This window comes from Trinickia sp. (assembly GCF_036503415.1).
Lineage (GTDB): Bacteria > Pseudomonadota > Gammaproteobacteria > Burkholderiales > Burkholderiaceae > Trinickia.
The window spans coordinates 1-18881 of record NZ_DASXWY010000156.1 but is presented as its reverse complement, the minus strand read 5'-3'; the positions used below and the strand labels follow the sequence as shown (position 1 = coordinate 18881).

Genomic DNA, 18881 nt, shown 5'->3' with positions numbered 1-18881 from the left:
GCGGGCGTTACGTACGCAAGGTCCAGGCGGGTTGCACGTCGATGTTGTTCGATTCGAGGACGGCACGCAGCCGGCGCGCGAACGCAAGCGCGTGCGGGCCGTCGCCGTGCAGGCACAGCGTGCGCACGTTGAGCGGCACCCACGTTCCGTCGACTGTGCGCACGCGTTTGTCGCGCACCATCGAAAGCACGTGTTCGAGCATTTCGTCTTCCGATTCGATCAGCGCGCCCGGTTCGCTGCGCGGCACGAGCGAGCCGTCGGCGCGATAACCGCGATCGGCGAAGCCCTCCTCGATTGCCGCGAGGCCGGCCTGGCGGGCCGTTTCGATGAAACCACTGTTGGCGAGACCGAAAATGGCCAGCGACGGATCGAAGTCATGCACGGCCGAGACGATCGCATCGGCGATCGCCGAATCGCGCGCCGCCTGGTTGTAGAGCGCGCCGTGCGGCTTCACGTGCACGATGCGGCCGCCTTGAGCCTGCGCAATGGCGGCGAGCGCGCCGAGCTGATAGAGGATGCCGGCGTAGATGTCTTCGGCCGGCAAATCCATTTCCTTGCGGCCGAAGTTGGCGGGGTCGTGAAAACTCGGGTGCGCACCGATGGCGACACCCTTGGCAAGCGCGAGACGCACGCAGTCGCGCATCGCGTTGGACCCGCCGGCATGCCAGCCGCACGCGATATTCGCCGAGCTGACGAGATCGAGCAGCGCTTCGTCGGAGCCGCTGCCTTCGCCAAGATCGGCATTCAAATCGATTTCCATGACTTCCTCGTTCCAAGACCGCTCAAGCGGCGCGTGCCGACTGTCGCAACCGCTCCTCATACATGACCATCGCGACATCGATCTGGCGCAGATAGGCGCGCTCTTCACCGAGGGCGAGGACGGCTTCCTCGCGAGAGCTCGGTACGAACCGTACGCTGCCGTTCAATCGCAGTTGCGCGAGTTTCCATAAATCCGCCTGAATGACGGCTCCGATGCGCGGATACCCGCCCGTGGTCTGCGCATCGGCCAGCAACACGATGGGCTGCCCGCTCGGCGGCACCTGGATCGTGCCCGGCAAGACAGCGTGGGAAGGCAGATCGCCTTGCGCTTCGCGCGCGAGCGTCGAGCCCGAGAGCCGGTAGCCCATGCGGTTGCTCTGCGGCGTCACGCGCCACTCGTCGGACCAAAGCGCTTCATGCGCGAGCGCCGTGAAGCTTTCGTACTCGGGGCCGCGCAGCACGCGTATCGCCACCGCACGCTCGGCCCCGGCCAGATGCTTGCCGCGCCGGACCGGTTCCTGGCCGGCCGCCGCGAAGCGGCACCATTGCGGCGCCTTGACGCCGAAAGGCGGCGCCTGCACAGCGATGCCCGAGCCCGGTTGTGTCGACGGCGTGCCGACGGCGAGACGATCGCCTTCGCGCAACGCCCGTCCGCCCAGTCCGCCGAAGCGCGCGCACAGGTCTGTGCTGCGCGAACCGAGCATCGGCAGCACATCGATGCCCCCGCGCACGCAAACATAGGAGCGCATGCCACGCACGGCCCCATGCAAGATCAGTTCCTGTCCCGCCCGCACGGGAAGGCTCCACCACGCATAGACGGGCTTGCCGTCGAGCGAGGCGTCGAACTGCGCGCCGGTGATCGCAACGCGTGTGGCTTGCGTGAAGCGCAGCGCGGTCGGCCCCATCGTCACCTCGATGGCCGCGGCCTGCGGCGCATTGCCGACGAGCCGGTTGCCGACTTCGAGCGCGAGCGTGTCGAGCGCGCCCGCCGTGGCGATGCCGAGATGCCGGTAGCCGGGGCGGCCCAGATCCTGCACCGAAGTCAGGATGCCTGCGCGAAGCACTTCGATCATCGTTCGATCTCCGCAATGGTGAAGCGGACGCGATCGCCGGGTTGCAAGAGCGTGGGCGGTGTGGCGGCGGGATCGAAGAGCGTCACGGCCGTTCGGCCGATCAAGTGCCAGCCGCCCGGCGATGCAGCCGGATAGATACCGGTCTGTGCGCCGCCGATCGCCACGGAGCCTGCCGGAACTTCGATCCGCGGCACCGCGCGGCGCGGCGTATGGAGCGCGGGATCGAGCCCCCCGAGGTAGGCGAAGCCCGGCTGAAAGCCGAGAAAGAACACGATGTATTCGCCCGCGGCATGCCGCCTGGCGAGTGCTTCCGCGTCGAGCCCCGTGTGCCGCGCCACATCGGCGAGATCCGGCCCGGATTCGCCGCCGTAATGCACGGGGATCTCGACGAGGCGCCCCGCCGTCGCGGCGCTTTCGGCGCTTTCCCAGGCTGTCGCCAGCCCGCCGGCTAGCGTTGCGCTATCGGCCGCGAGCGGATCGAAGACGATTGTCAGATTGTTCATGCCGGGAACGACTTCGACGACGTGCGGCCAGTGCCGCGCAATCTCGGCCATGGCCCAGAGGCGCTCCTGGCACTCGAGCGTGGCGGGGGGCGGCACTTCGCAGACCAAGGCTGCGTCGCCGAACGGAAAGATGCGGGGTGGGGTCATCGCCGGAGTCTCGTTGACATCGATCCAAAAAGGGCGCGCCAAAGCCGCCGCTCGTTCCGTTCTAACGTATTATCGATAAAATATCGATAATTTACAAATAAGAGTTTTCGCCAAGCGTGCGGGCGGCGCGCGCGTCGTACACTGCGACCATCATCGTTTCGTCGTATTCAAAGTGGCTGCCATGTCGCGTCAACCGACCAAGATCGTGTCCTCGGAGCACCTCGTTTCCGAGACCAGTGCCGAGCTGTCCGAGTTCGAGTATGGACTCATCATGGCGAGCAATGCGTTCAATCGCTGGATGGTGCGCTGCATGGCAGCCGCCGGCGGCAAGGACATGACGCCTGTCGAGGTGTCGTTGCTGCACCACGTGAGCCACCGGGACCGCAAAAAGAAGCTCGCCGACATCTGCTTCGTGCTGAACATCGAGGATACGCACGTCGCCACGTATGCGTTGAAGAAGCTCGTGGCTAGAGGGTATGTAAAAAGCGAAAAGACAGGCAAGGAAGTGTTCTTCTCGGCGACCGCCACCGGGCGCGAGCTCTGCGCGCGGTACCGCGATGTCCGCGAGCGTTGCCTCATCGCCGCGCTCAAGGAAAGCGGCCTCGTCAATGAGCAGATCGGCGCGGCGGCGCAACTCATGCGAAACGCATCGGGCCTTTACGACACGGCTGCGCGCGCGGCGGCTTCGCTGTAGCGGCGCAGCGGCGCTTGGTTCCTTCATTGGCGCGGGCGCGCTCAGGTCGTAAAGCGCGCGCGCTCGCCCGTTTCGGTAACGATGGCATCGAGCGGCAGATCGTGCAGCTCGCGCGGCAGCGAGGCGATGCGGCAGGCGTCATAGGCAATGCCGATGGTCGCTGGACGGCTCGTGCCTGGCCATCCGGCCAGTGTTCGATCGTAATAGCCGCCGCCGTAGCCGAGCCGGTAGCCTTCGTCATCGAAGCCCACGCATGGAATCAGCAGCAGGTCGGGCAACACGGCGGGTGTGTCGAGCGGCTCGGGTATCCGGTGATGGCCGATTCGCATCGGCGTATCGGGTGCCCATGCATGAAAAACGAGGGCATGGCCTTTCATCGCGATGACGGGCAAAGCGGCTTGCCGACGAACGTCTTGCGCGAGCCAGCGCGAGAGTGCGTCGCGTGCATCGAATTCCCCCGGCAGAGGCCAATAGAACCCCACCGTGTGCGGCGCGAAGCGCTCGAGCGCTTCGAGCACATGCATGCCGAGCGCCGCATTCGCGCCGGTTGCCGCAGCCGCCGCGTGACGCACGTCACGCAAGGCTTTGCGCAGTTCGGCTTTCGAATTCGACGCAACGTTGCGTGCTATGCTGTCGCTCAATTTTTGCTCCACCGATCATGATGTCGAAACGCTTCTTTCGAGTATATCGCGCGGCTTGCTCCGCTTTCGCCGCGGCGGCACTCGTTGCGTGCGGCACGGCGTCCGCCGGGCGTCACGCGGCCCCCGCTCCGATGAGCGACGACCGCATTTTCGTGCAATTGCGCGAGGCGGCCCGCAACAACGACGCGGCGCGTGCCGCGCAGCTCGCGAGCATGATCCCGGACTATCCGGCGCCGTCTTATCTCGAGTACTTCCAGATCAAGCCCCAGCTTTTCGACAGCTCGGGCCATGCCCGGCTCGACGCGCCCGACGAGCCCGTGCTGTCTTTCTTGAAGCGGCACGACGGCGAAGCGCTCGCCGACCGCATGCGCAACGACTATCTGACGGTGCTCGGCGCGCGGCACGACTGGCGCAATTTCGACGCCCAATATGCCCGCTTCGTGCTGGACGACGATACGCAGATCAAATGTTATGCGCTCGAGTCGCGCGCCGCGCGCGGCGAATACGTGGCCGATGCGGCGCGCGCGCTGCTCGTGGAGCCGCGCTATTACGGCGACGGCTGCGTCGATCTGATCACCGCACTTGCGGCTGAGAAGCAATTCACGCCCGAGGACGTGTGGCAGCAGATTCTCCTCGCCTATGAACAGAACGCCACGACGACGGGCAGCCGTATCGCCGACGCGCTCGGCGCGGCGCGACCCGATGCGACGCGCTTCGAACAGGCGACGAGCGCGCCGCCGCTCCTGCTCGCGAACGGTATCGGCGCGGATTCCGCCTCGCACGAGCTCGCCCTGTTGGCCATCACCGTCATGGCGCGCAACGACGCGGCCGCGGCGGCCGCCACCTTCGCGACGGTCGCGCCGCAGCTTTCGCTCGCCGAACGTGCGATCGGTTGGGGCACGATCGGCTATCAGGCCGCGGCGCGGCAGGTGCCGGGCGCGGTCGATTGGTTCCGCCTGTCCGCGAATGCACCGCTTTCGTACCCGGCCTATGAGTGGCGCACACGCAGCGCCTTGCTGGCGGGCGACTGGACGATGGTGCGCTGGTCGATCGAGCAGATGCCCACACCGCTGCGCGGCAGGCCGGCCTGGGTCTACTGGCACGCGCGCGCGCTGAAGCAGGCCGGCGAGACGGCCGCGGCGAACGAGGAATTCGAGCGTATCGCCTCGCGCTTCGATTTCTACGGCCAACTGGCCACCGAAGAGCTGGGACGCAAGATCGAGATCCCGCCGAAGACCACGGTGACCGACGCGGAAGTCGAGGCTGTCGCCAAGACGCCGGGCTTCGAGCTCGCGCGGCGCTTTTTTGCGCTGAACCTGCGGCTCGAGGGCAATCGCGAGTGGAATTGGCCGCTGCGCGGGATGACGGACCGCCAATTGCTGGCGGTGGCCGAGTATGCCCGCCGAATCCAGCTTTACGATCGCACCGTCAACACGGCGGATCGCACGCGAACCGAGCATGATTTTTCGCTGCGGTACCTGTCGCCGTTTCGCGATATCGTCGAGCGCGATGCCCAGACCAACGGGCTCGACGTGGAATGGGCCTACGGGCTCATTCGTCAGGAGTCGCGCTTCATCATCGACGCGCGCTCGGGTGTCGGCGCGGGCGGCCTCATGCAGCTGATGCCGGGCACCGCGAAGATGGTCGCGAGGAAGATCGGTCTTGGCGCCGTCTCGCCGGCCGAGCTCAACGACATCAACACGAATATCCTGCTCGGCACGACCTATCTGTCGATGATCTACAATCAGTTCGACGGTTCGGCCGTGCTCGCGACCGCCGGCTACAACGCCGGCCCGGGGCGGCCGCGGCAATGGCAGGCGGCGTTGCCGCGTGCCGTCGAAGGGGCCATTTTCGCGGAGACCATTCCGTTCAACGAGACCCGCGACTACGTCAAGAATGTGCTGTCGAACACGGTCTACTACGCGGCGCTGTTCGAAGGCCGTCCGCAATCGCTGAAGGCCAGGCTCGGCGCCATCCTGCCAAACTGACGCCGCTTAGCGGCCGCCCCGGTGCGCAGCTCGCTGTGCGCCCTGCGCGCGCGAGTGCTTCGGCGGCCATAGCGAAAGGAGGCGAAGATGCGGCATCAATCCGTAGCGTTGATCGGCGGTTCCGGCTTTATCGGCTCACATCTGGCCAATGCGCTCGTCGCGGCGGGCAAGTCCGTCCGGCTGGCCACGCGAAGTCGCACACGCGCACGTCATCTGACGATGCTGCCCATCGACGTGCTCGAAGTCGATGTCTTCGATCCTGTCGCGCTCGCGCGCTTCGTCGAAGGCGCCGATGCGGTCGTGAACCTGGTCGGCACGCTCCATGGCGGGCGGGGCCGTCCCTACGGGCGCGAATTTGCGAGCGCGCATGTCGAGCTCCCGGCGAAAATCGTGGCCGCTTGCGAAGGCAAGGGTGTGCATCGGCTCGTTCATATCAGCGCGCTCAATGCCGATCCCGCCGGGCCGAGCATGTATCTGCGCTCGAAAGGCGATGGCGAAAAAGCCGTGCGCGCCGGATCGCGGCTGGCCACGACGATTTTTCGTCCGTCGGTCGTATTTGGGCCGCAAGACAACTTCCTGAATACCTTTACCCTACTGCAGCGCCTCTTTCCGGTGATTCCGCTCGCAAAGCCCGATGCGAAGTTTCAGCCCGTCTTTGTCGGCGACGTGGCGAGCGCGATCGTGAACACGCTCGATCTCGATGCGGCAAGCGGGCGCACCTACGAACTGGGCGGGCCGACGGTCTATACGCTCGAAGCGCTCGTGAAGTTCTGCGGGGACGCGGTGCGGCGTCACGCGCGCATCGTGCGTTTGCCCGATGCTCTCGCCTATATGCAGGCCATGACGTTCGAGATGTTGCCGGGAGCCGTGCTCACGCGAGACAACCTCGATTCGATGACGCGCGATGCCGTGCTGAGCGGCCCGCTTGCACCCGAACTCGGCATCGAGCCGGCGAGCATGGAGGCCATCGCGCCGGCCTATCTCGGCAATGCTTCGCTCAGATCGCGCTTCAGTGCGTTTCGTACGACGGCCGGTCGTTGACGGCCGTCGTGATGTGCCGTAGTCAGTCGCTTGCTCAACCTTCTCATCACAACTCGCGATATGAAACTCGTAATCGGTGACAAGAACTATTCCTCGTGGTCGATGCGGCCCTGGGTGCTGATGCGCCAGGCGGGCATTCCGTTCGACGAAATCTCCATCGAGCTTGGAGAAGCGTCCACGCCCGCACGGATTCTCCAGTATTCGCCCTCGTGCAAGGTGCCTTGCCTCGTCACCGACGAGGGGCAGTCGGTATGGGAATCGCTGGCCATTGCCGAAACGCTCGCGGAGCGCTTTCCCGAGCTGGCGCTATGGCCTCGCGAACCCGCGGCGCGCGCGCATGCGCGCTCGGCCGCCAGCGAAATGCACGGCGGCTTCGGCGAGCTTCGTTCGGCCATGTGGATGAACATCCGGGCGAAGTGGCCAGGTGCCAATGCCACGCCCGGTGCGTTGGCCGACATTGCCCGCATCGATGCGATCTGGTCCGAATGCCTTGCGCGCTACGGCGGTCCTTTCCTCTTTGGCGCGTCGTTTACGATCGCCGATGCGATGTATGCGCCGGTCGTCATGCGGTTCAATACCTATGCCCCGAAGCTGTCCGAGGCGGCGAGCGCTTACGCCAGGCACATCACCGCGTTGCCGGCGGTGCGGGAGTGGATCGAAAGCGCCCTGCGGGAAACGCATCGGCTCGACAAATACGAAACGCCGCAATGAAGATTTACGCTGTAGGCGGTGCCATTCGTGACGAACTGCTCGGCGTGCCCGTGTCGGACCGCGACTATGTCGTGGTCGGCGCGACACCCGAGCAGATGGTTGCGCAGGGTTATCGCCCCGTGGGCAAGGACTTCCCCGTCTTTCTGCATCCGGCCACCCAGGAGGAGTACGCGCTCGCACGTACCGAGCGCAAGACGGCCGCCGGTTATCACGGGTTTCAGTTCTACTATGCGCCGGACGTGACGCTCGAAGAGGATCTGGCACGGCGCGACCTGACCATCAACGCGATGGCGCGCGAAGTCCGGCCCGACGGCGAACTGACGGGGCCTGTCATCGATCCGTTCGACGGGCAGCGCGATCTCGCTGAAAAGCGGTTTCGGCATGTCGGTGAGGCGTTCGTCGAAGATCCGGTACGCATCTTGCGCCTCGCGCGCTTCGCGGCCCGCTTCCACGATTTCGACGTGGCGCCCGATACGCTGGCGCTGATGAAAACGATGGTCGCGGCCGGCGAAGTCGATGCGCTCGTACCCGAGCGCGTCTGGCAGGAAATCTCGCGCGGCCTGATGGAAAACAAGCCTTCGCGCATGTTTGCGGCATTGCGCGACTGCGGGGCGCTGGCGCGCGTACTGCCCGAGGTCGACGCGCTCTTCGGTGTCGCGCAGCGCGCTGACTACCATCCCGAAGTCGATACCGGCGTGCATGTGATGATGGTCGTCGATTACGCCGCCGCGCGCGGTTATGCGCTGGCCGTGCGATTCGCCGCACTCACGCACGATCTGGGCAAGGCGACGACACCGGCTGACGTCTTGCCGCGACATGTCGGCCACGAGATGCGCAGCGTCGATCTGCTCAGGCCGATGTGCGAGCGGTTGCGTGTGCCGAACGAATGCCGCGATCTGGCGCTGCTCGTGGCGCGCGAGCACGGCAACATTCACCGCGTGATGGACATGGGCGCGGCGGCACTCGTGCGCCTTCTGGAGCGCTCCGACGCCCTGCGCAAGCCGGCGCGCTTCGCCGAAGCGCTACAGGCCTGCGAATCCGATGCGCGCGGGCGGTTAGGTTTCGAAATGCGCGAATATCCTCAGGCCGAGCGGCTGCGCGTGGCGCTCGTGGCCGCCCGGGCGGTGGATGCCGGGGCCATCGCCCAAGCCCAGGCGCAGCAGGGGCAGGGGCAAGCGCAGGAGGGCAAGCCCGCGGGAGCCGAGAAGATAAAGGAAGCCGTGCATCGCGCGCGTGTCGCGGCCGTGGCGGCGGCGCTGGGCCAGGCGCCCGACGCGCTCAGCGAGGACGCCGGCGCTTCATGACGTCATAGCGTGTGCGAACGATCGCCGCGCGCGAACGCATCCACGGTCCGCTCGATGCCGCGCGAGAAGGCGATCACCTTGAAGAGTTCGCCCATCTCGGCTTCGGAAAGCAGCTTCTGTACCGCATTCGCCGCCGGCAGGAAACGCGACGTGTCGGACGCGTCGAGTTCGGCCAGTGCCTCCGTGATGCCCGCATTCATCAGAAACCGGGCCTGCGACGTATAGCCGAGCAGATCGGCGCCCGCTTCCGTTCCCGCGACGGCAATCGCCGTGAATTCGACGTGAGCGGTGATGTCCTGCAATCCCGGGTGAAAGAACGGATCGTCGTGGGAGTGGTGGCGGTAATGGCACATGAGCGTGCCTTGCGCACGTTGCGGATGGTAGTACTCGTGACGTGGAAAGCCATAGTCGATGAAAAACGCCGCGCCGCTGGAAAGCATCGTGCAGACAGTGCGTGTGAAGGCTGCGGCAGCCGCGTGCGTTTCCGCTACGTAGTCGATCGACGGGTCGATCCGCTCGTCGAGTTCGGCCAGCACGGCGGCGTCGTAATCGGTGAGCACCGTGCCGCCATGTTCAGCGTTGGCGTCTTCACGCCCGGTGGGGCGGTCGGCGAAGCCCAGTTTTCCGTCCGCGCCCGTCGCGACGCCGCGCTCATGCCATACGCCGCCCGTGCGTACGAAAAGCTTGACCGGCATCGCATCGAGTACCTCGTTGCCTAACGCGACACCGGCGAAGCGCTCGGGCAGCGCATCGAGCCAGCGTACGCGCTGCGCGAGCTCCCCGGCGAGCGCCTCGATCGTCTCGCGCTGGCGCTCGCGCAACTCGCCCGACAGCTCGACGATGGCGTAGCTGTCGAACGGCACGCCGAGCGCGTCCAGTGCCGTGAGCAGGCCCGCGGCGAGCTTGCCCGTGCCAGCACCGAATTCGATCAATTCGCGCGTGCCGCTCTCGGCCAGCGCTTGGGCGACGGGGCGCGCGAGTGTCGACGCAAAAAGCGGGGAGAGTTCGGGCGCCGTGACGAAGTCGCTGCCGTCTTGCGCGCGCAGGCCGAATTTGCGCGCTCCGCCGCTGTAGTAGCCGAGGCGCGGGGCATACAGGACGCGCTCCATGTACCGATCGAACGGCAGCCAGCCGCCGGCCGCCGCGATGTCGTCTCGAACGAGCGCGACGAGCGCCTGGGAGGCCGCCAGCGCGTCCGCGTCCGGAACGGGTAAACTACCGGGTTTGTGAGCATTCTGATTCATTCCGGCATTGTAAATGAGCGCCCCATCCGATCCGCGCGCGAGTCCTGACGCAGGTGCCAGTCGCGCCACTCCCGCCGGTGGCGCCGGCGCGCACGGGCGCGTCGTGCTCGTCACGGGCGCGGCGCGGCGCATCGGCCGGGCACTGGCGCTCGGCTTCGCTGCAAAAGGCTGGGATGTGGCCGTCCATTACGGCACATCGGGCCGCGAGGCCGAGGGCGTCGTCGCCGAGATTCGCGCGCTGGGCCGCCGCGCTTGCGCGCTCGAAGCGGATCTGGCGGTCGAGGAGGACGTGGCGCAGCTCGTGCCGGCCTGCACGGCCGCGCTGGGCCGACCGCGCTGCATCGTCAACAACGCTTCGCGTTTCGTCGAGGATACGGCGGTGACCGTCGGCTACGAGACGCTGCTGCAACTGATGGCGGTCAACTTGGGTGCGCCGCTCGTACTGGCGCGCGCACTGCATGCGGCGACGCCCGCGGCCGCCTGCGAAGACGAGGCCGAGCGCGGTGTCGTCATCAACGTGCTCGATCAGAAGCTTTACAACCTGAATCCGGACTATTTGTCCTACACGTTGTCCAAGGCGGCGCTGCAGACGGCAACGGTGGCGCTGGCACAGGCGCTGGCACCGAAAGTGCGCGTGGTCGGTATCGCACCGGGGCTGACCTTGCCCTCGGCCGATCAGACGCCCGAAGGCTTTGCCGCCGCGCACCGCGTCACGCCGCTCGGCCGTGCGTCGCGTCTCGAGGACATCGTGCAGGCGGCCTGCTATCTCGCCGATGCGTCGGGCGTGACGGGGGCGACGCTCGTCGTGGATGGCGGCCAGCATCTCGTGCCGCTGCCGCGCGATGTGATGTTTTTGACGCCCGAAGGCAAGTAGCGTTTCGGGAGACCGGGGCGCCTGTGCCGGGCGCGACGCTCGATTGGCGAGCTTGGCCGGATGCGATGAGGCATCGCCGGTGCGCATTTTTTGATTGGAATGAATATGGTTTGCGCTCTCTTGCACCCCCGGCTCGCCGACTGTCGCAGGCTTTTTCTGCGCAATTACGAAGTTTTCATCAATATCGGCGTGCACGAGTTCGAAAAGCGCGGCGAGCAGCGCGTCGTCATCAACGTCGAGCTGTTCGTGCCGCTCGCGCAGACGACGCCTGTCGACGACAAGCTTCATGAGGTTGTCGACTATGACTTCATGCGCGCGACGATCGCCGATCGCGTCGGCCGCGGCCATATCCATTTGCAGGAGACGCTGTGCGACGACGTCGCCCGCGTGCTGCTCGCGCATCCGCAGGTGAGGGCCGTGAGCGTATCGACCGAAAAGCCTGATGTTTATCCGGACTGCGATGCCGTGGGCGTCGAAGTCTTTCGCATCAAAGAGGAAGATTGAGATGAATGCGCCAGAACACGCCGCCGCGAACGCCGAGGCAGGGCAAGCGCGCCAGGCGCTCACGCGCCGCGAACAGAAGGAAGCCTACGAGAACAACAAGCTGTTCAAGCGGCTTGCGCGTCTGGTCGGGCAGGCGATCGGCGATTTCAACATGATCGAGGATGGCGACAAGGTCATGGTCTGCATGTCGGGCGGCAAGGACAGTTACGCGTTGCTCGATATTTTGCTGCGGCTGCGCGAGCGCGCGCCGATCCATTTCGATATCGTGGCCGTGAACCTCGATCAAAAGCAGCCCGGCTTTCCCGAGCATGTGCTGCCCGAGTATCTGAGCAGCATGAACGTGCCGTTCCATATCGAGAACCAGGACACCTACAGCATCGTCAAGCGGCTCGTGCCCGAGGGCAAGACCACCTGTTCGCTGTGCTCGCGGCTGCGGCGCGGCATTCTCTACCGTGTGGCCGGCGAGCTCGGCGCCACGAAAATCGCACTCGGCCATCATCGCGACGACATCCTGCAGACGCTGTTGCTCAATCTTTTTTACGGCGGCAAGCTCAAGGGCATGCCGCCCAAGCTGCAGTCGGACGACGGCAAGAACGTCGTGATCCGGCCGCTCGCCTATGTTAAAGAGACCGACCTCGAGAAATACGCCGAATTACGTGCGTTTCCGATCATTCCCTGCAATCTGTGCGGGAGTCAGCCGAATCTGAAGCGTGCGGAAATGAAAGCGCTGATTCGCGAGTGGGACAAACGGTTTCCGGGGCGTGTGGAGAACATGTTCAATGCGCTTTCGAACGTCGTGCCGTCGCATTTGATGGATCCGCGGCTTTTTCCGTTTGCGGGATTGCGCGCGACGGGCAACGCCGATCCGCTTGGAGACATCGCTTTCGACGATGACCCTTGTTCAGCGGACGGAGCGGGCGGCGGGGATGCCGGCGCAGCACAACCGATCTCGTTCGCGCAATTCGACGACCTCTGATGCGCGGGTGCGCCTTGAGCGTGTGCCGTGCCGCTTTGGTGTAAAGAGCGCGATGTTAGAATCGCGCACCTGATACCTCTCTATTCGTGTCGACGCAATGAATATCGTCGTCTTGGCCGCAGGCGCCGGCAAACGGATGCGCTCCGCGTTGCCCAAAGTGCTCCACCCATTGGCCGGCCGGCCATTGCTATCCCATGTCATCGAAACGGCGCGAATGCTGTCTCCGACTCGCATCGTCGTCGTTGTCGGGCACGGCGGCGAGGCCGTCCAGCAGGCCGTGGCCGCCCCGGACATCAAGTTCGCCGTGCAGCATGAGCAGCTTGGCACCGGTCACGCCGTGCAGCAGGCCCTGCCGCTGCTCGATCCGGCCCAGCCCACGCTCGTGCTGTACGGCGATGTGCCGCTGACGAAGGCGTCGACGCTCAAACGCCTCGTCGACGCAGCCGTGGACGGCCGCTATGGCCTGCTCACGGTCACGCTCGACGATCCTCACGGGTACGGCCGCATCGTGCGGGACCCCGCGGGCTACGTCGTGCGCATCGTCGAGCAGAAGGATGCCACGCTCGAAGAGCTGCGCATTGCCGAGATCAATACCGGCATCGTCGTGACGCCCACGGCACAGCTCGCGATGTGGCTCGGCGCGCTGAAGAACGACAACGCGCAGGGTGAGTACTATTTGACCGATGTCGTCGAGCGCGCCATCGAAGCCGGTTTCGATGTGGTCACGACGCAGCCCGACGAGGAATGGGAAACCCTTGGCGTGAACAGCAAGGCGCAACTGGCCGAGCTCGAGCGGATTCATCAAGGCAACGTCGCCGACGCGTTGCTGCAAGCCGGCGTGACGCTGGCCGATCCTGCGCGGCTCGATGTGCGCGGTGCATTGAGCTGCGGGCGCGACGTTTCGATCGACGTCAACTGCGTGTTCGAAGGCGAGGTCACGCTCGGTGACGACGTGAGCGTCGGCGCGCACTGCGTGTTGCGCAACGCAACGATCGGCGCCGGTACGCGCATCGAGCCGTTCACGCATATCGACGGGGCGGCCGTGGGCGAGCGCACCGTACTTGGCCCTTATGCGCGGCTGCGGCCCGGCACGGCGCTTGCGGACGAGGTGCACATCGGCAACTTCGTCGAAGTCAAGAATGCCGCGCTCGGGCGGGGCTCCAAGGCGAACCACCTCACTTATATCGGCGATGCGGACGTCGGGGCGCGGGTCAATGTGGGCGCCGGTACGATCACTTGCAACTACGACGGCGCGAACAAGCATCGCACGGTGATCGAGGACGACGTGTTCGTGGGCTCCGATACGCAGCTCGTGGCACCTGTGCGTGTTGGGCGGGGCGTCACGATTGCCGCGGGGACGACCGTCTGGAAGGATGTACCCGAAGATACGCTCGTGCTCAATGAGAAGACGCAGCGTACCCGAACGGGTTACGTGCGTCCGGTGAAGAAAAAGGGCTGACGAGGCCGATCAGAATACGAACCGGCGCGCGCGCGGCGTGCGCTGCAAATGGCGGAAGTTTCATCGAGGAAGGGATAGAACCATGTGTGGCATTGTCGGCGCGGTTGCGCAGCGAAATATCGTCTCCGTTCTCATCGAAGGACTTCGCCGCCTCGAATATCGCGGCTACGATTCTTGCGGTGTGGCCGTGCTGGCCGGCGACGCGCCGCGCCGTGCGCGCAGCGTGTCGCGCGTGGCGGACCTCGATGCGCAAGTCCATGAAGGACGGCTCGAAGGCGTGACCGGCATCGCGCATACGCGCTGGGCCACGCACGGCGCCCCGGTGACCGACAACGCTCACCCGATTTTCTCGCGCGATACCGTCGCGCTCGTTCACAACGGCATCATCGAAAACTACGAGTCGCTGCGCGAGATGCTGCGCGGCAAGGGCTACGAGTTCGTTTCGCAGACTGATACGGAGGTGATCGCTCATCTCGTGCACAGCCTTTATCGCGGCAGTCTCTACGAGGCCGTTTGCGAGGCGACGCGGCAACTGCATGGCGCGTATGCGATCGCCGTCGTGCACAAGGACGAGCCGCATACGGTGGTGGGCGCGCGACAAGGTTCGCCGCTCGTCGTGGGCTTGGGTGAGGGCGAGAACTTTCTGGCGTCCGATGCGCTGGCGCTTGCCGGCAGCACGGACCGGTTCATGTTCCTGGAAGAGGGCGATGTTTGCGAGCTGACGCTCGACGGCGTGCGCATTTGCGATCGTGCCGGGCAGGACGCCCAGCGCGAAGTTCGCACGGTTCACGCTTATGGCGGTGCCGTTGAACTCGGGCCGTATCGGCACTTCATGCAAAAGGAGATCTTCGAGCAGCCGCGCGCGATCTCCGATACGTTGCCGCAGGGCGATACGCTTGACCCTGCGCTGTTTGGCGAAGGCGCCGAAGCGGCGTTTCGCGAGATCGACAGCTTGCTGATTCTGGCTTGCGGCACGAGCTATTACTCGGGGCTGACCGCGAAGTATTGGCTCGAATCGATTGCGAAAATTCCGACGCAGGTGGAGATTGCCAGCGAGTATCGCTACCGCGAGTCGGTGCCGAACCCGAAGGCGCTGGTGGTGGTGATTTCACAATCGGGCGAGACGGCCGATACGCTTGCGGCGCTCAAGCATGCGCAGGAGTTGGGGCATAAGCATACGCTCGCGATTTGCAATGTTTCGACGAGCGCGATGGTGCGTTTGACGGAACTGGCGTTTATGACGCGGGCCGGGCGCGAGATCGGTGTGGCTTCGACGAAGGCCTTTACCACGCAGCTCGTTGGGCTTTTTGTGCTGGCGGTGACGCTCGGTAAGCTGCGCGGGCATGTGGATGCTCAGCTCGAGGCGCAGTATGTGAAGAGCTTGCGGCATTTGCCCGCGGCATTGAACAGCGTGCTGGCGCTGGAGCCGCAAATCATCGCCTGGTCGGAAGAGTTTTCCCGCAAGGAAAATGCGCTGTTCCTCGGGCGTGGCATGCACTTTCCTATCGCGCTAGAAGGTGCGTTGAAGCTCAAGGAGATTTCGTATATTCATGCGGAAGCTTATCCGGCTGGAGAGCTCAAGCATGGGCCCCTCGCGCTCGTGACGGAGGCGATGCCGGTGGTGACGGTGGCGCCGAACGACGCGCTGCTCGAAAAGCTGAAATCGAATATTCAGGAAGTGCGGGCGCGCGGTGGGCAGCTGTATGTGTTCGCCGATGCGGATACGCGGATCGGGAATGGAGAAGGCATTCACGTGATTCGGATGCCCGAGCATTATGGAATGCTCTCGCCGATTCTTCATGTGGTGCCGCTGCAGTTGTTGGCGTATCACACCGCTTGTGCGCGGGGGACGGATGTCGATAAGCCGCGGAATTTGGCTAAGTCGGTTACGGTGGAGTGAGGGGGATCTCAAATACAGACTCGCCGAACGCGGCCGTGACCCTTCCGCGAGATGCCATCGCTAGTAGTACTTCTTCTCCGACAAAGCTTCGCAATCCCATTTGCGGCGGAGGACTGCCTTATAGAGCATTCCGACCGTCATCGTTTCTCTCTTCAGTGAATGGGGCCTTCGCAGAATAAATGTTTGAAAGAAGTGTGAGATGAGACCTTCACCCTCCATGAAGAAGTACCGACGAAAGTCGTAGTCGCCTCGGTCCACTTTGAAAGTGTCGAAGTACTTCTCCATGAACTCATCGGCGTCGTCACCATGCTGCCCGAGGGAGTACACCACATCCATGTCATCGGTAATGGGTTTCTTGGAAGACATGCATGCTTCTTCACGGATAAACGCCACCAGGTCGTCGCGAGTGTATTGCATCAGAACACCCTGTCTTCAGGACGAGCAATCCGGTTGTACTTCAGCACCGTCTAGTAGCCAATCGTAGCAACATCCTTGCCATCAGAACCCAGCCGACACCCGGCAACGTTCTGCCAATGAATACACTCAGTTTATGCGTCAGGACCCATCGGAAGGCCTTCATGCTTTCGATGGTGAAGGTCGGCAACACTCGCTTTCTGAACTTGTACTTGAACAGCGAGCGGGACAGTCGAACAACCAAGAACGGGGGGCCAAATCTCAATGAGCTACGACCAAGGAATCGCACACGGCCCCCACCTGGAGGAGCGCTTTCCCCACGGCAGGAGCTGCGCACACGAGGTTGTGTACGTGAGCATCATCGAGAGGACGCCGCGAAGTACGCCGCGCGCCTTCGTAGCCAACTCGAGCATCGAAAGGTGTTCCCGATGCCACGGGAGTACTTCCGTCAGGCGCTTTCGATGCGAGGAAATGCTGATGAGTTCGCCCGTATGCGTGAGTTGGAACACTAAGACCCGCGGCGACCGTTGAGTCCGAACTGACGGGAGGCCCAAGCCGAACGCACAATCGGACCTTAAGAATGACTGGTATTTGCCGTTATCACAACATGCCGCGTAGATAATCAACTAGTCCGACTTTGGCCGCAGTCTTTGTCGCCGCTGCTCCTGGCGGCCCGTACATTAAGTAAAGGTGCCTGAAAGCATCATGTCAAAAATAAAGCCTGTAATCTACGTACTCGCGAGCGTTTGCATCGCGGGGACATCTGGTTGCGCATCGCGCCCGCCCATTTCGTTCGAGCCTCCAGCGCCGGCACAATGCTGCTCCACTTTGCAAAGTGTTCATTTTGGCGACCTTGGGCCCGAGGGTGTCGACAGCGTGTCAGTCAAAATCGGACAAAGCCCCACGTTCGACTTTCCCGAAGGTCGCTCCACTTTTTTAGCCTATAAACTTCCGGAATCGCATCCGCAAGTGGTAGAAGTGAGAACGTATGGCAACGCTGCCGGGGCGGTGCTGCTGCCCTATGTCACCATTTTCAAACCGCGCGTACTTTTTCTCGACGACGACCGGCGCACCCTGGGACTAAATCCTCTCGAGCCGTTGAAGCCCAGTCACCACTATTTCGCCACCTCGTACTATTTCGCCAGAGCGGAAATACCGGCCAGTGCGAAGTATATGGTCATTTATGCCGCATCCTCCTCGAACAGTGAGAGACTGGTTGCTCATTCGAAAGACGGTACGATGTTTGCAGTGCCCAACGCCTACGAAGGCAAAATCTCAATCGCGTTCCCATGAATAGACTACTACACGCATTCCCACGCTTTCGAGCAATCGCTTTATATGCCGTTTCGGCGTCATTGCTTTCCGCTTGCGTTCCACCTCTGCTCACGACCGATATCAAACTGGGGCCGAACGACACGACAGCACGAGTACGTTTTCGCTTCGTCGGCAACGGTTCATTGAGTGTGCGTGAGCACGGAAGTGCAGCGTGCTATGCAGAGGCGGACCCAGCAATTCGTTCACTCGCCTTCATCACCTACCAGGCGCACTCACTCAATGCGGCAACTTGGCTCTCGAGCCAGCCAAGGCAGAACATGCCGAACGACCTTGGGGATGTGTCCAAACTCACATACGCTGAGGTCATCGTCAAGGCTGGCACCCCACTTGTTTTCTCGGCACATTGGGGCAACGGCGATGGCTTTCGGTATTACAAGTCCTGGAGGTTTCTTAGCTTCACTCCGGCAACGGGAGCGGACTACGAAGTCGTTTTAACGGACGACTTCAAAATTCCAATGCGGGTCAGTGTTGCCCAACTGAAGGTCCAGGATGGAAAGGTCGAGCGAACTCCAGTGGAGATGAAGCCTTTGCAGGTCTGCGGGACGACCTGAGCGGTCCGTCGACCGGAACGACGCAGCTATCCGCTAACAGGGGCACGCTCGTGCGCGCCTTGATTAACAGTCCAGGATGAGCGGACGTTCCGGTAATACGAAGCGCTTTTGGTATCAAGCGCGAGCGCTGGTGTTGTCGGAGTTCCGCTGAAAACGATGTCTGGGTCTTGCGACGGCACCCGCTCGAGCGTTAAAGCGAGTTTGACGGACTTGCTCCTCCCTTCTGCTCCGATGGCGACCATGTCAAGCACGCAAAGGAGAGCGGCATCCCAAGCACAATGTGCCGAAGACGCGGACCGATGGATGGGACAATTCGATCGCCTCGGCCGCCATCACGGTCGGCCGAAATTGTCGCCGCTTATGCGGCGAGCATCAGATCCAGGTTTTGTACGGCCGCGCCGGATGCGCCTTTACCGAGGTTGTCGAAGACGGCAGACAGTAGCACCTGGCCACGGTCCGCATTGATGAATACGCCTAGCCGGAGGTTGTTGGTTCCGTTCAGCGCTTGCGGATCGAGATGCGTTAGCGCGTCCGCATCCGCTAGTGGCATGACCTCGACATGACGCGCGTGTGCATATCGATGCGCCAGGCACCCGTGCAGCCGCTCGCCGCCCACACGGGCCGGGAGGAGGCGCAACTCAATCGGCACGGTGAGAACGATACCTTGCCGGTATGCGCCGTAGGCCGGTACGAAGAACGGACGGTGCGCGAGCCCCGCGTACAGTTCGATCTCCGGCGTGTGCTTGTGTTCGAGTGCGAGGCC

General features: G+C 63.7%; 18 protein-coding genes and 1 pseudogene. 12 read left to right on the top strand and 7 right to left on the bottom strand.

The annotated features are described in order from the left end of the window. Positions 1 to 7: 7 nt before the first annotated feature. From pxpA to pxpB, 3 genes are read right to left on the bottom strand one after another with little or no spacing between them, the layout of a single operon-like run. Entirely contained in the window at positions 8 to 760 is a 753-nt protein-coding gene (pxpA, locus tag VGL01_RS19040) for a 5-oxoprolinase subunit PxpA (protein ID WP_331572067.1), read from the bottom strand. Positions 761 to 782: 22 nt separating this feature from the next. Continuing rightward, complete coding sequence (locus tag VGL01_RS19035) at positions 783 to 1832, bottom strand: biotin-dependent carboxyltransferase family protein (protein WP_331572065.1); 1050 nt, start codon at positions 1830 to 1832, stop codon at positions 783 to 785. Next, entirely contained in the window at positions 1829 to 2482 is a 654-nt protein-coding gene (gene pxpB / locus VGL01_RS19030) for a 5-oxoprolinase subunit PxpB (protein WP_331572063.1), read from the bottom strand. The genes VGL01_RS19035 and pxpB overlap by 4 nt, the downstream gene beginning before the upstream one ends. 181 nt (positions 2483 to 2663) lie before the next feature. Between pxpB and VGL01_RS19025 the strand changes: the two genes are divergently transcribed. Further along, the gene (locus VGL01_RS19025) at positions 2664 to 3176 is read left to right on the top strand and encodes a winged helix DNA-binding protein (protein ID WP_331572061.1); all 513 of its coding nucleotides are present in this window, start codon (positions 2664 to 2666) and stop codon (positions 3174 to 3176) included. Between the two features lie 41 nt (positions 3177 to 3217). Here the strand turns inward: VGL01_RS19025 and VGL01_RS19020 are convergent, their stop codons facing one another. Continuing rightward, the gene (locus tag VGL01_RS19020; RefSeq protein WP_331572059.1) at positions 3218 to 3817 is read right to left on the bottom strand and encodes a 5-formyltetrahydrofolate cyclo-ligase; all 600 of its coding nucleotides are present in this window, start codon (positions 3815 to 3817) and stop codon (positions 3218 to 3220) included. Between the two features lie 20 nt (positions 3818 to 3837). Here VGL01_RS19020 and VGL01_RS19015 point away from each other — a divergent pair, with 20 nt between their 5' ends. The 4 genes from VGL01_RS19015 (at position 3838) to VGL01_RS19000 (ending at position 8861) form a co-directional block, all read left to right on the top strand. Next, the gene (locus VGL01_RS19015; protein WP_331572079.1) at positions 3838 to 5805 is read left to right on the top strand and encodes a lytic transglycosylase domain-containing protein; all 1968 of its coding nucleotides are present in this window, start codon (positions 3838 to 3840) and stop codon (positions 5803 to 5805) included. An 87-nt stretch (positions 5806 to 5892) separates the two neighbouring features. After that, positions 5893 to 6846 carry a complex I NDUFA9 subunit family protein gene (locus VGL01_RS19010; RefSeq protein WP_331572057.1) on the top strand — a complete coding sequence of 318 codons (954 nt, stop codon included), beginning with the start codon at positions 5893 to 5895 and terminating at the stop codon, positions 6844 to 6846. 60 nt (positions 6847 to 6906) lie between these two features. Beyond that, a complete protein-coding gene (locus tag VGL01_RS19005) occupies positions 6907 to 7557 on the top strand; it encodes a glutathione S-transferase family protein (protein ID WP_331572055.1) in 651 nt (216 codons plus the stop codon). Continuing rightward, on the top strand, positions 7554 to 8861 hold the full coding sequence (locus tag VGL01_RS19000; protein ID WP_331572053.1) for a multifunctional CCA addition/repair protein: 1308 nt from the start codon (positions 7554 to 7556) through the stop codon (positions 8859 to 8861). Before VGL01_RS19005 ends, VGL01_RS19000 begins: the two co-directional genes overlap by 4 nt. Positions 8862 to 8863: 2 nt before the next feature. Here VGL01_RS19000 and VGL01_RS18995 read toward each other — a convergent pair whose 3' ends face one another. Continuing rightward, positions 8864 to 10105, bottom strand: a complete 1242-nt coding sequence (locus VGL01_RS18995; protein WP_331572051.1) for a class I SAM-dependent methyltransferase — start codon at positions 10103 to 10105, stop codon at positions 8864 to 8866. Positions 10106 to 10118: 13 nt separating this feature from the next. On the opposite strand from VGL01_RS18995, the gene VGL01_RS18990 reads away from it, so the two are divergent. The 5 genes from VGL01_RS18990 (at position 10119) to glmS (ending at position 15818) form a co-directional block, all read left to right on the top strand. Beyond that, positions 10119 to 10979, top strand: a complete 861-nt coding sequence (locus tag VGL01_RS18990) for an SDR family oxidoreductase (RefSeq protein ID WP_331572050.1) — start codon at positions 10119 to 10121, stop codon at positions 10977 to 10979. Positions 10980 to 11084: 105 nt separating this feature from the next. After that, on the top strand, positions 11085 to 11483 hold the full coding sequence (locus VGL01_RS18985) for a dihydroneopterin aldolase (RefSeq protein ID WP_331572048.1): 399 nt from the start codon (positions 11085 to 11087) through the stop codon (positions 11481 to 11483). 1 nt (position 11484) lies between these two features. Then, positions 11485 to 12459 (top strand): tRNA 2-thiocytidine(32) synthetase TtcA, encoded by a 975-nt coding sequence (gene ttcA / locus VGL01_RS18980; RefSeq protein WP_331572046.1) that lies wholly within the window; start codon positions 11485 to 11487, stop codon positions 12457 to 12459. 97 nt (positions 12460 to 12556) lie between these two features. Next, positions 12557 to 13918 carry a bifunctional UDP-N-acetylglucosamine diphosphorylase/glucosamine-1-phosphate N-acetyltransferase GlmU gene (glmU, locus tag VGL01_RS18975; protein WP_331572044.1) on the top strand — a complete coding sequence of 454 codons (1362 nt, stop codon included), beginning with the start codon at positions 12557 to 12559 and terminating at the stop codon, positions 13916 to 13918. A gap of 82 nt (positions 13919 to 14000) precedes the next feature. Then, positions 14001 to 15818 (top strand): glutamine--fructose-6-phosphate transaminase (isomerizing), encoded by a 1818-nt coding sequence (gene glmS / locus VGL01_RS18970; RefSeq protein WP_331572042.1) that lies wholly within the window; start codon positions 14001 to 14003, stop codon positions 15816 to 15818. 60 nt (positions 15819 to 15878) lie between these two features. Here glmS and VGL01_RS18965 read toward each other — a convergent pair whose 3' ends face one another. Beyond that, entirely contained in the window at positions 15879 to 16235 is a 357-nt protein-coding gene (locus VGL01_RS18965; RefSeq protein WP_331572040.1) for a DUF1493 family protein, read from the bottom strand. An 873-nt stretch (positions 16236 to 17108) separates the two neighbouring features. Between VGL01_RS18965 and VGL01_RS18960 the strand changes: the two genes are divergently transcribed. After that, positions 17109 to 17525 carry a hypothetical protein gene (locus VGL01_RS18960; RefSeq protein ID WP_331572038.1) on the top strand — a complete coding sequence of 139 codons (417 nt, stop codon included), beginning with the start codon at positions 17109 to 17111 and terminating at the stop codon, positions 17523 to 17525. Further along, complete coding sequence (locus tag VGL01_RS18955) at positions 17522 to 18118, top strand: hypothetical protein (protein ID WP_331572036.1); 597 nt, start codon at positions 17522 to 17524, stop codon at positions 18116 to 18118. The genes VGL01_RS18960 and VGL01_RS18955 overlap by 4 nt, the downstream gene beginning before the upstream one ends. A gap of 358 nt (positions 18119 to 18476) precedes the next feature. Here VGL01_RS18955 and VGL01_RS18950 read toward each other — a convergent pair. Next, a pseudogene (locus VGL01_RS18950) lies at positions 18477 to 18881 on the bottom strand (N-acetyl-gamma-glutamyl-phosphate reductase); the annotation flags it as partial.

Coding starts and splice junctions, on each gene's coding strand:
- pxpA (WP_331572067.1), bottom strand. CDS start 760: ATGGAAATCGATTTGAATGCCGATCTTGGCGAAGGCAGCGGCTCCGAC.
- VGL01_RS19035 (WP_331572065.1), bottom strand. CDS start 1,832: ATGATCGAAGTGCTTCGCGCAGGCATCCTGACTTCGGTGCAGGATCTG.
- pxpB (WP_331572063.1), bottom strand. CDS start 2,482: ATGACCCCACCCCGCATCTTTCCGTTCGGCGACGCAGCCTTGGTCTGC.
- VGL01_RS19025 (WP_331572061.1), top strand. CDS start 2,664: ATGTCGCGTCAACCGACCAAGATCGTGTCCTCGGAGCACCTCGTTTCC.
- VGL01_RS19015 (WP_331572079.1), top strand. CDS start 3,838: ATGTCGAAACGCTTCTTTCGAGTATATCGCGCGGCTTGCTCCGCTTTC.
- VGL01_RS19010 (WP_331572057.1), top strand. CDS start 5,893: ATGCGGCATCAATCCGTAGCGTTGATCGGCGGTTCCGGCTTTATCGGC.
- VGL01_RS19005 (WP_331572055.1), top strand. CDS start 6,907: ATGAAACTCGTAATCGGTGACAAGAACTATTCCTCGTGGTCGATGCGG.
- VGL01_RS19000 (WP_331572053.1), top strand. CDS start 7,554: ATGAAGATTTACGCTGTAGGCGGTGCCATTCGTGACGAACTGCTCGGC.
- VGL01_RS18995 (WP_331572051.1), bottom strand. CDS start 10,105: ATGAATCAGAATGCTCACAAACCCGGTAGTTTACCCGTTCCGGACGCG.
- VGL01_RS18990 (WP_331572050.1), top strand. CDS start 10,119: ATGAGCGCCCCATCCGATCCGCGCGCGAGTCCTGACGCAGGTGCCAGT.
- VGL01_RS18985 (WP_331572048.1), top strand. CDS start 11,085: ATGGTTTGCGCTCTCTTGCACCCCCGGCTCGCCGACTGTCGCAGGCTT.
- ttcA (WP_331572046.1), top strand. CDS start 11,485: ATGAATGCGCCAGAACACGCCGCCGCGAACGCCGAGGCAGGGCAAGCG.
- glmU (WP_331572044.1), top strand. CDS start 12,557: ATGAATATCGTCGTCTTGGCCGCAGGCGCCGGCAAACGGATGCGCTCC.
- glmS (WP_331572042.1), top strand. CDS start 14,001: ATGTGTGGCATTGTCGGCGCGGTTGCGCAGCGAAATATCGTCTCCGTT.
- VGL01_RS18965 (WP_331572040.1), bottom strand. CDS start 16,235: ATGCAATACACTCGCGACGACCTGGTGGCGTTTATCCGTGAAGAAGCA.
- VGL01_RS18955 (WP_331572036.1), top strand. CDS start 17,522: ATGAATAGACTACTACACGCATTCCCACGCTTTCGAGCAATCGCTTTA.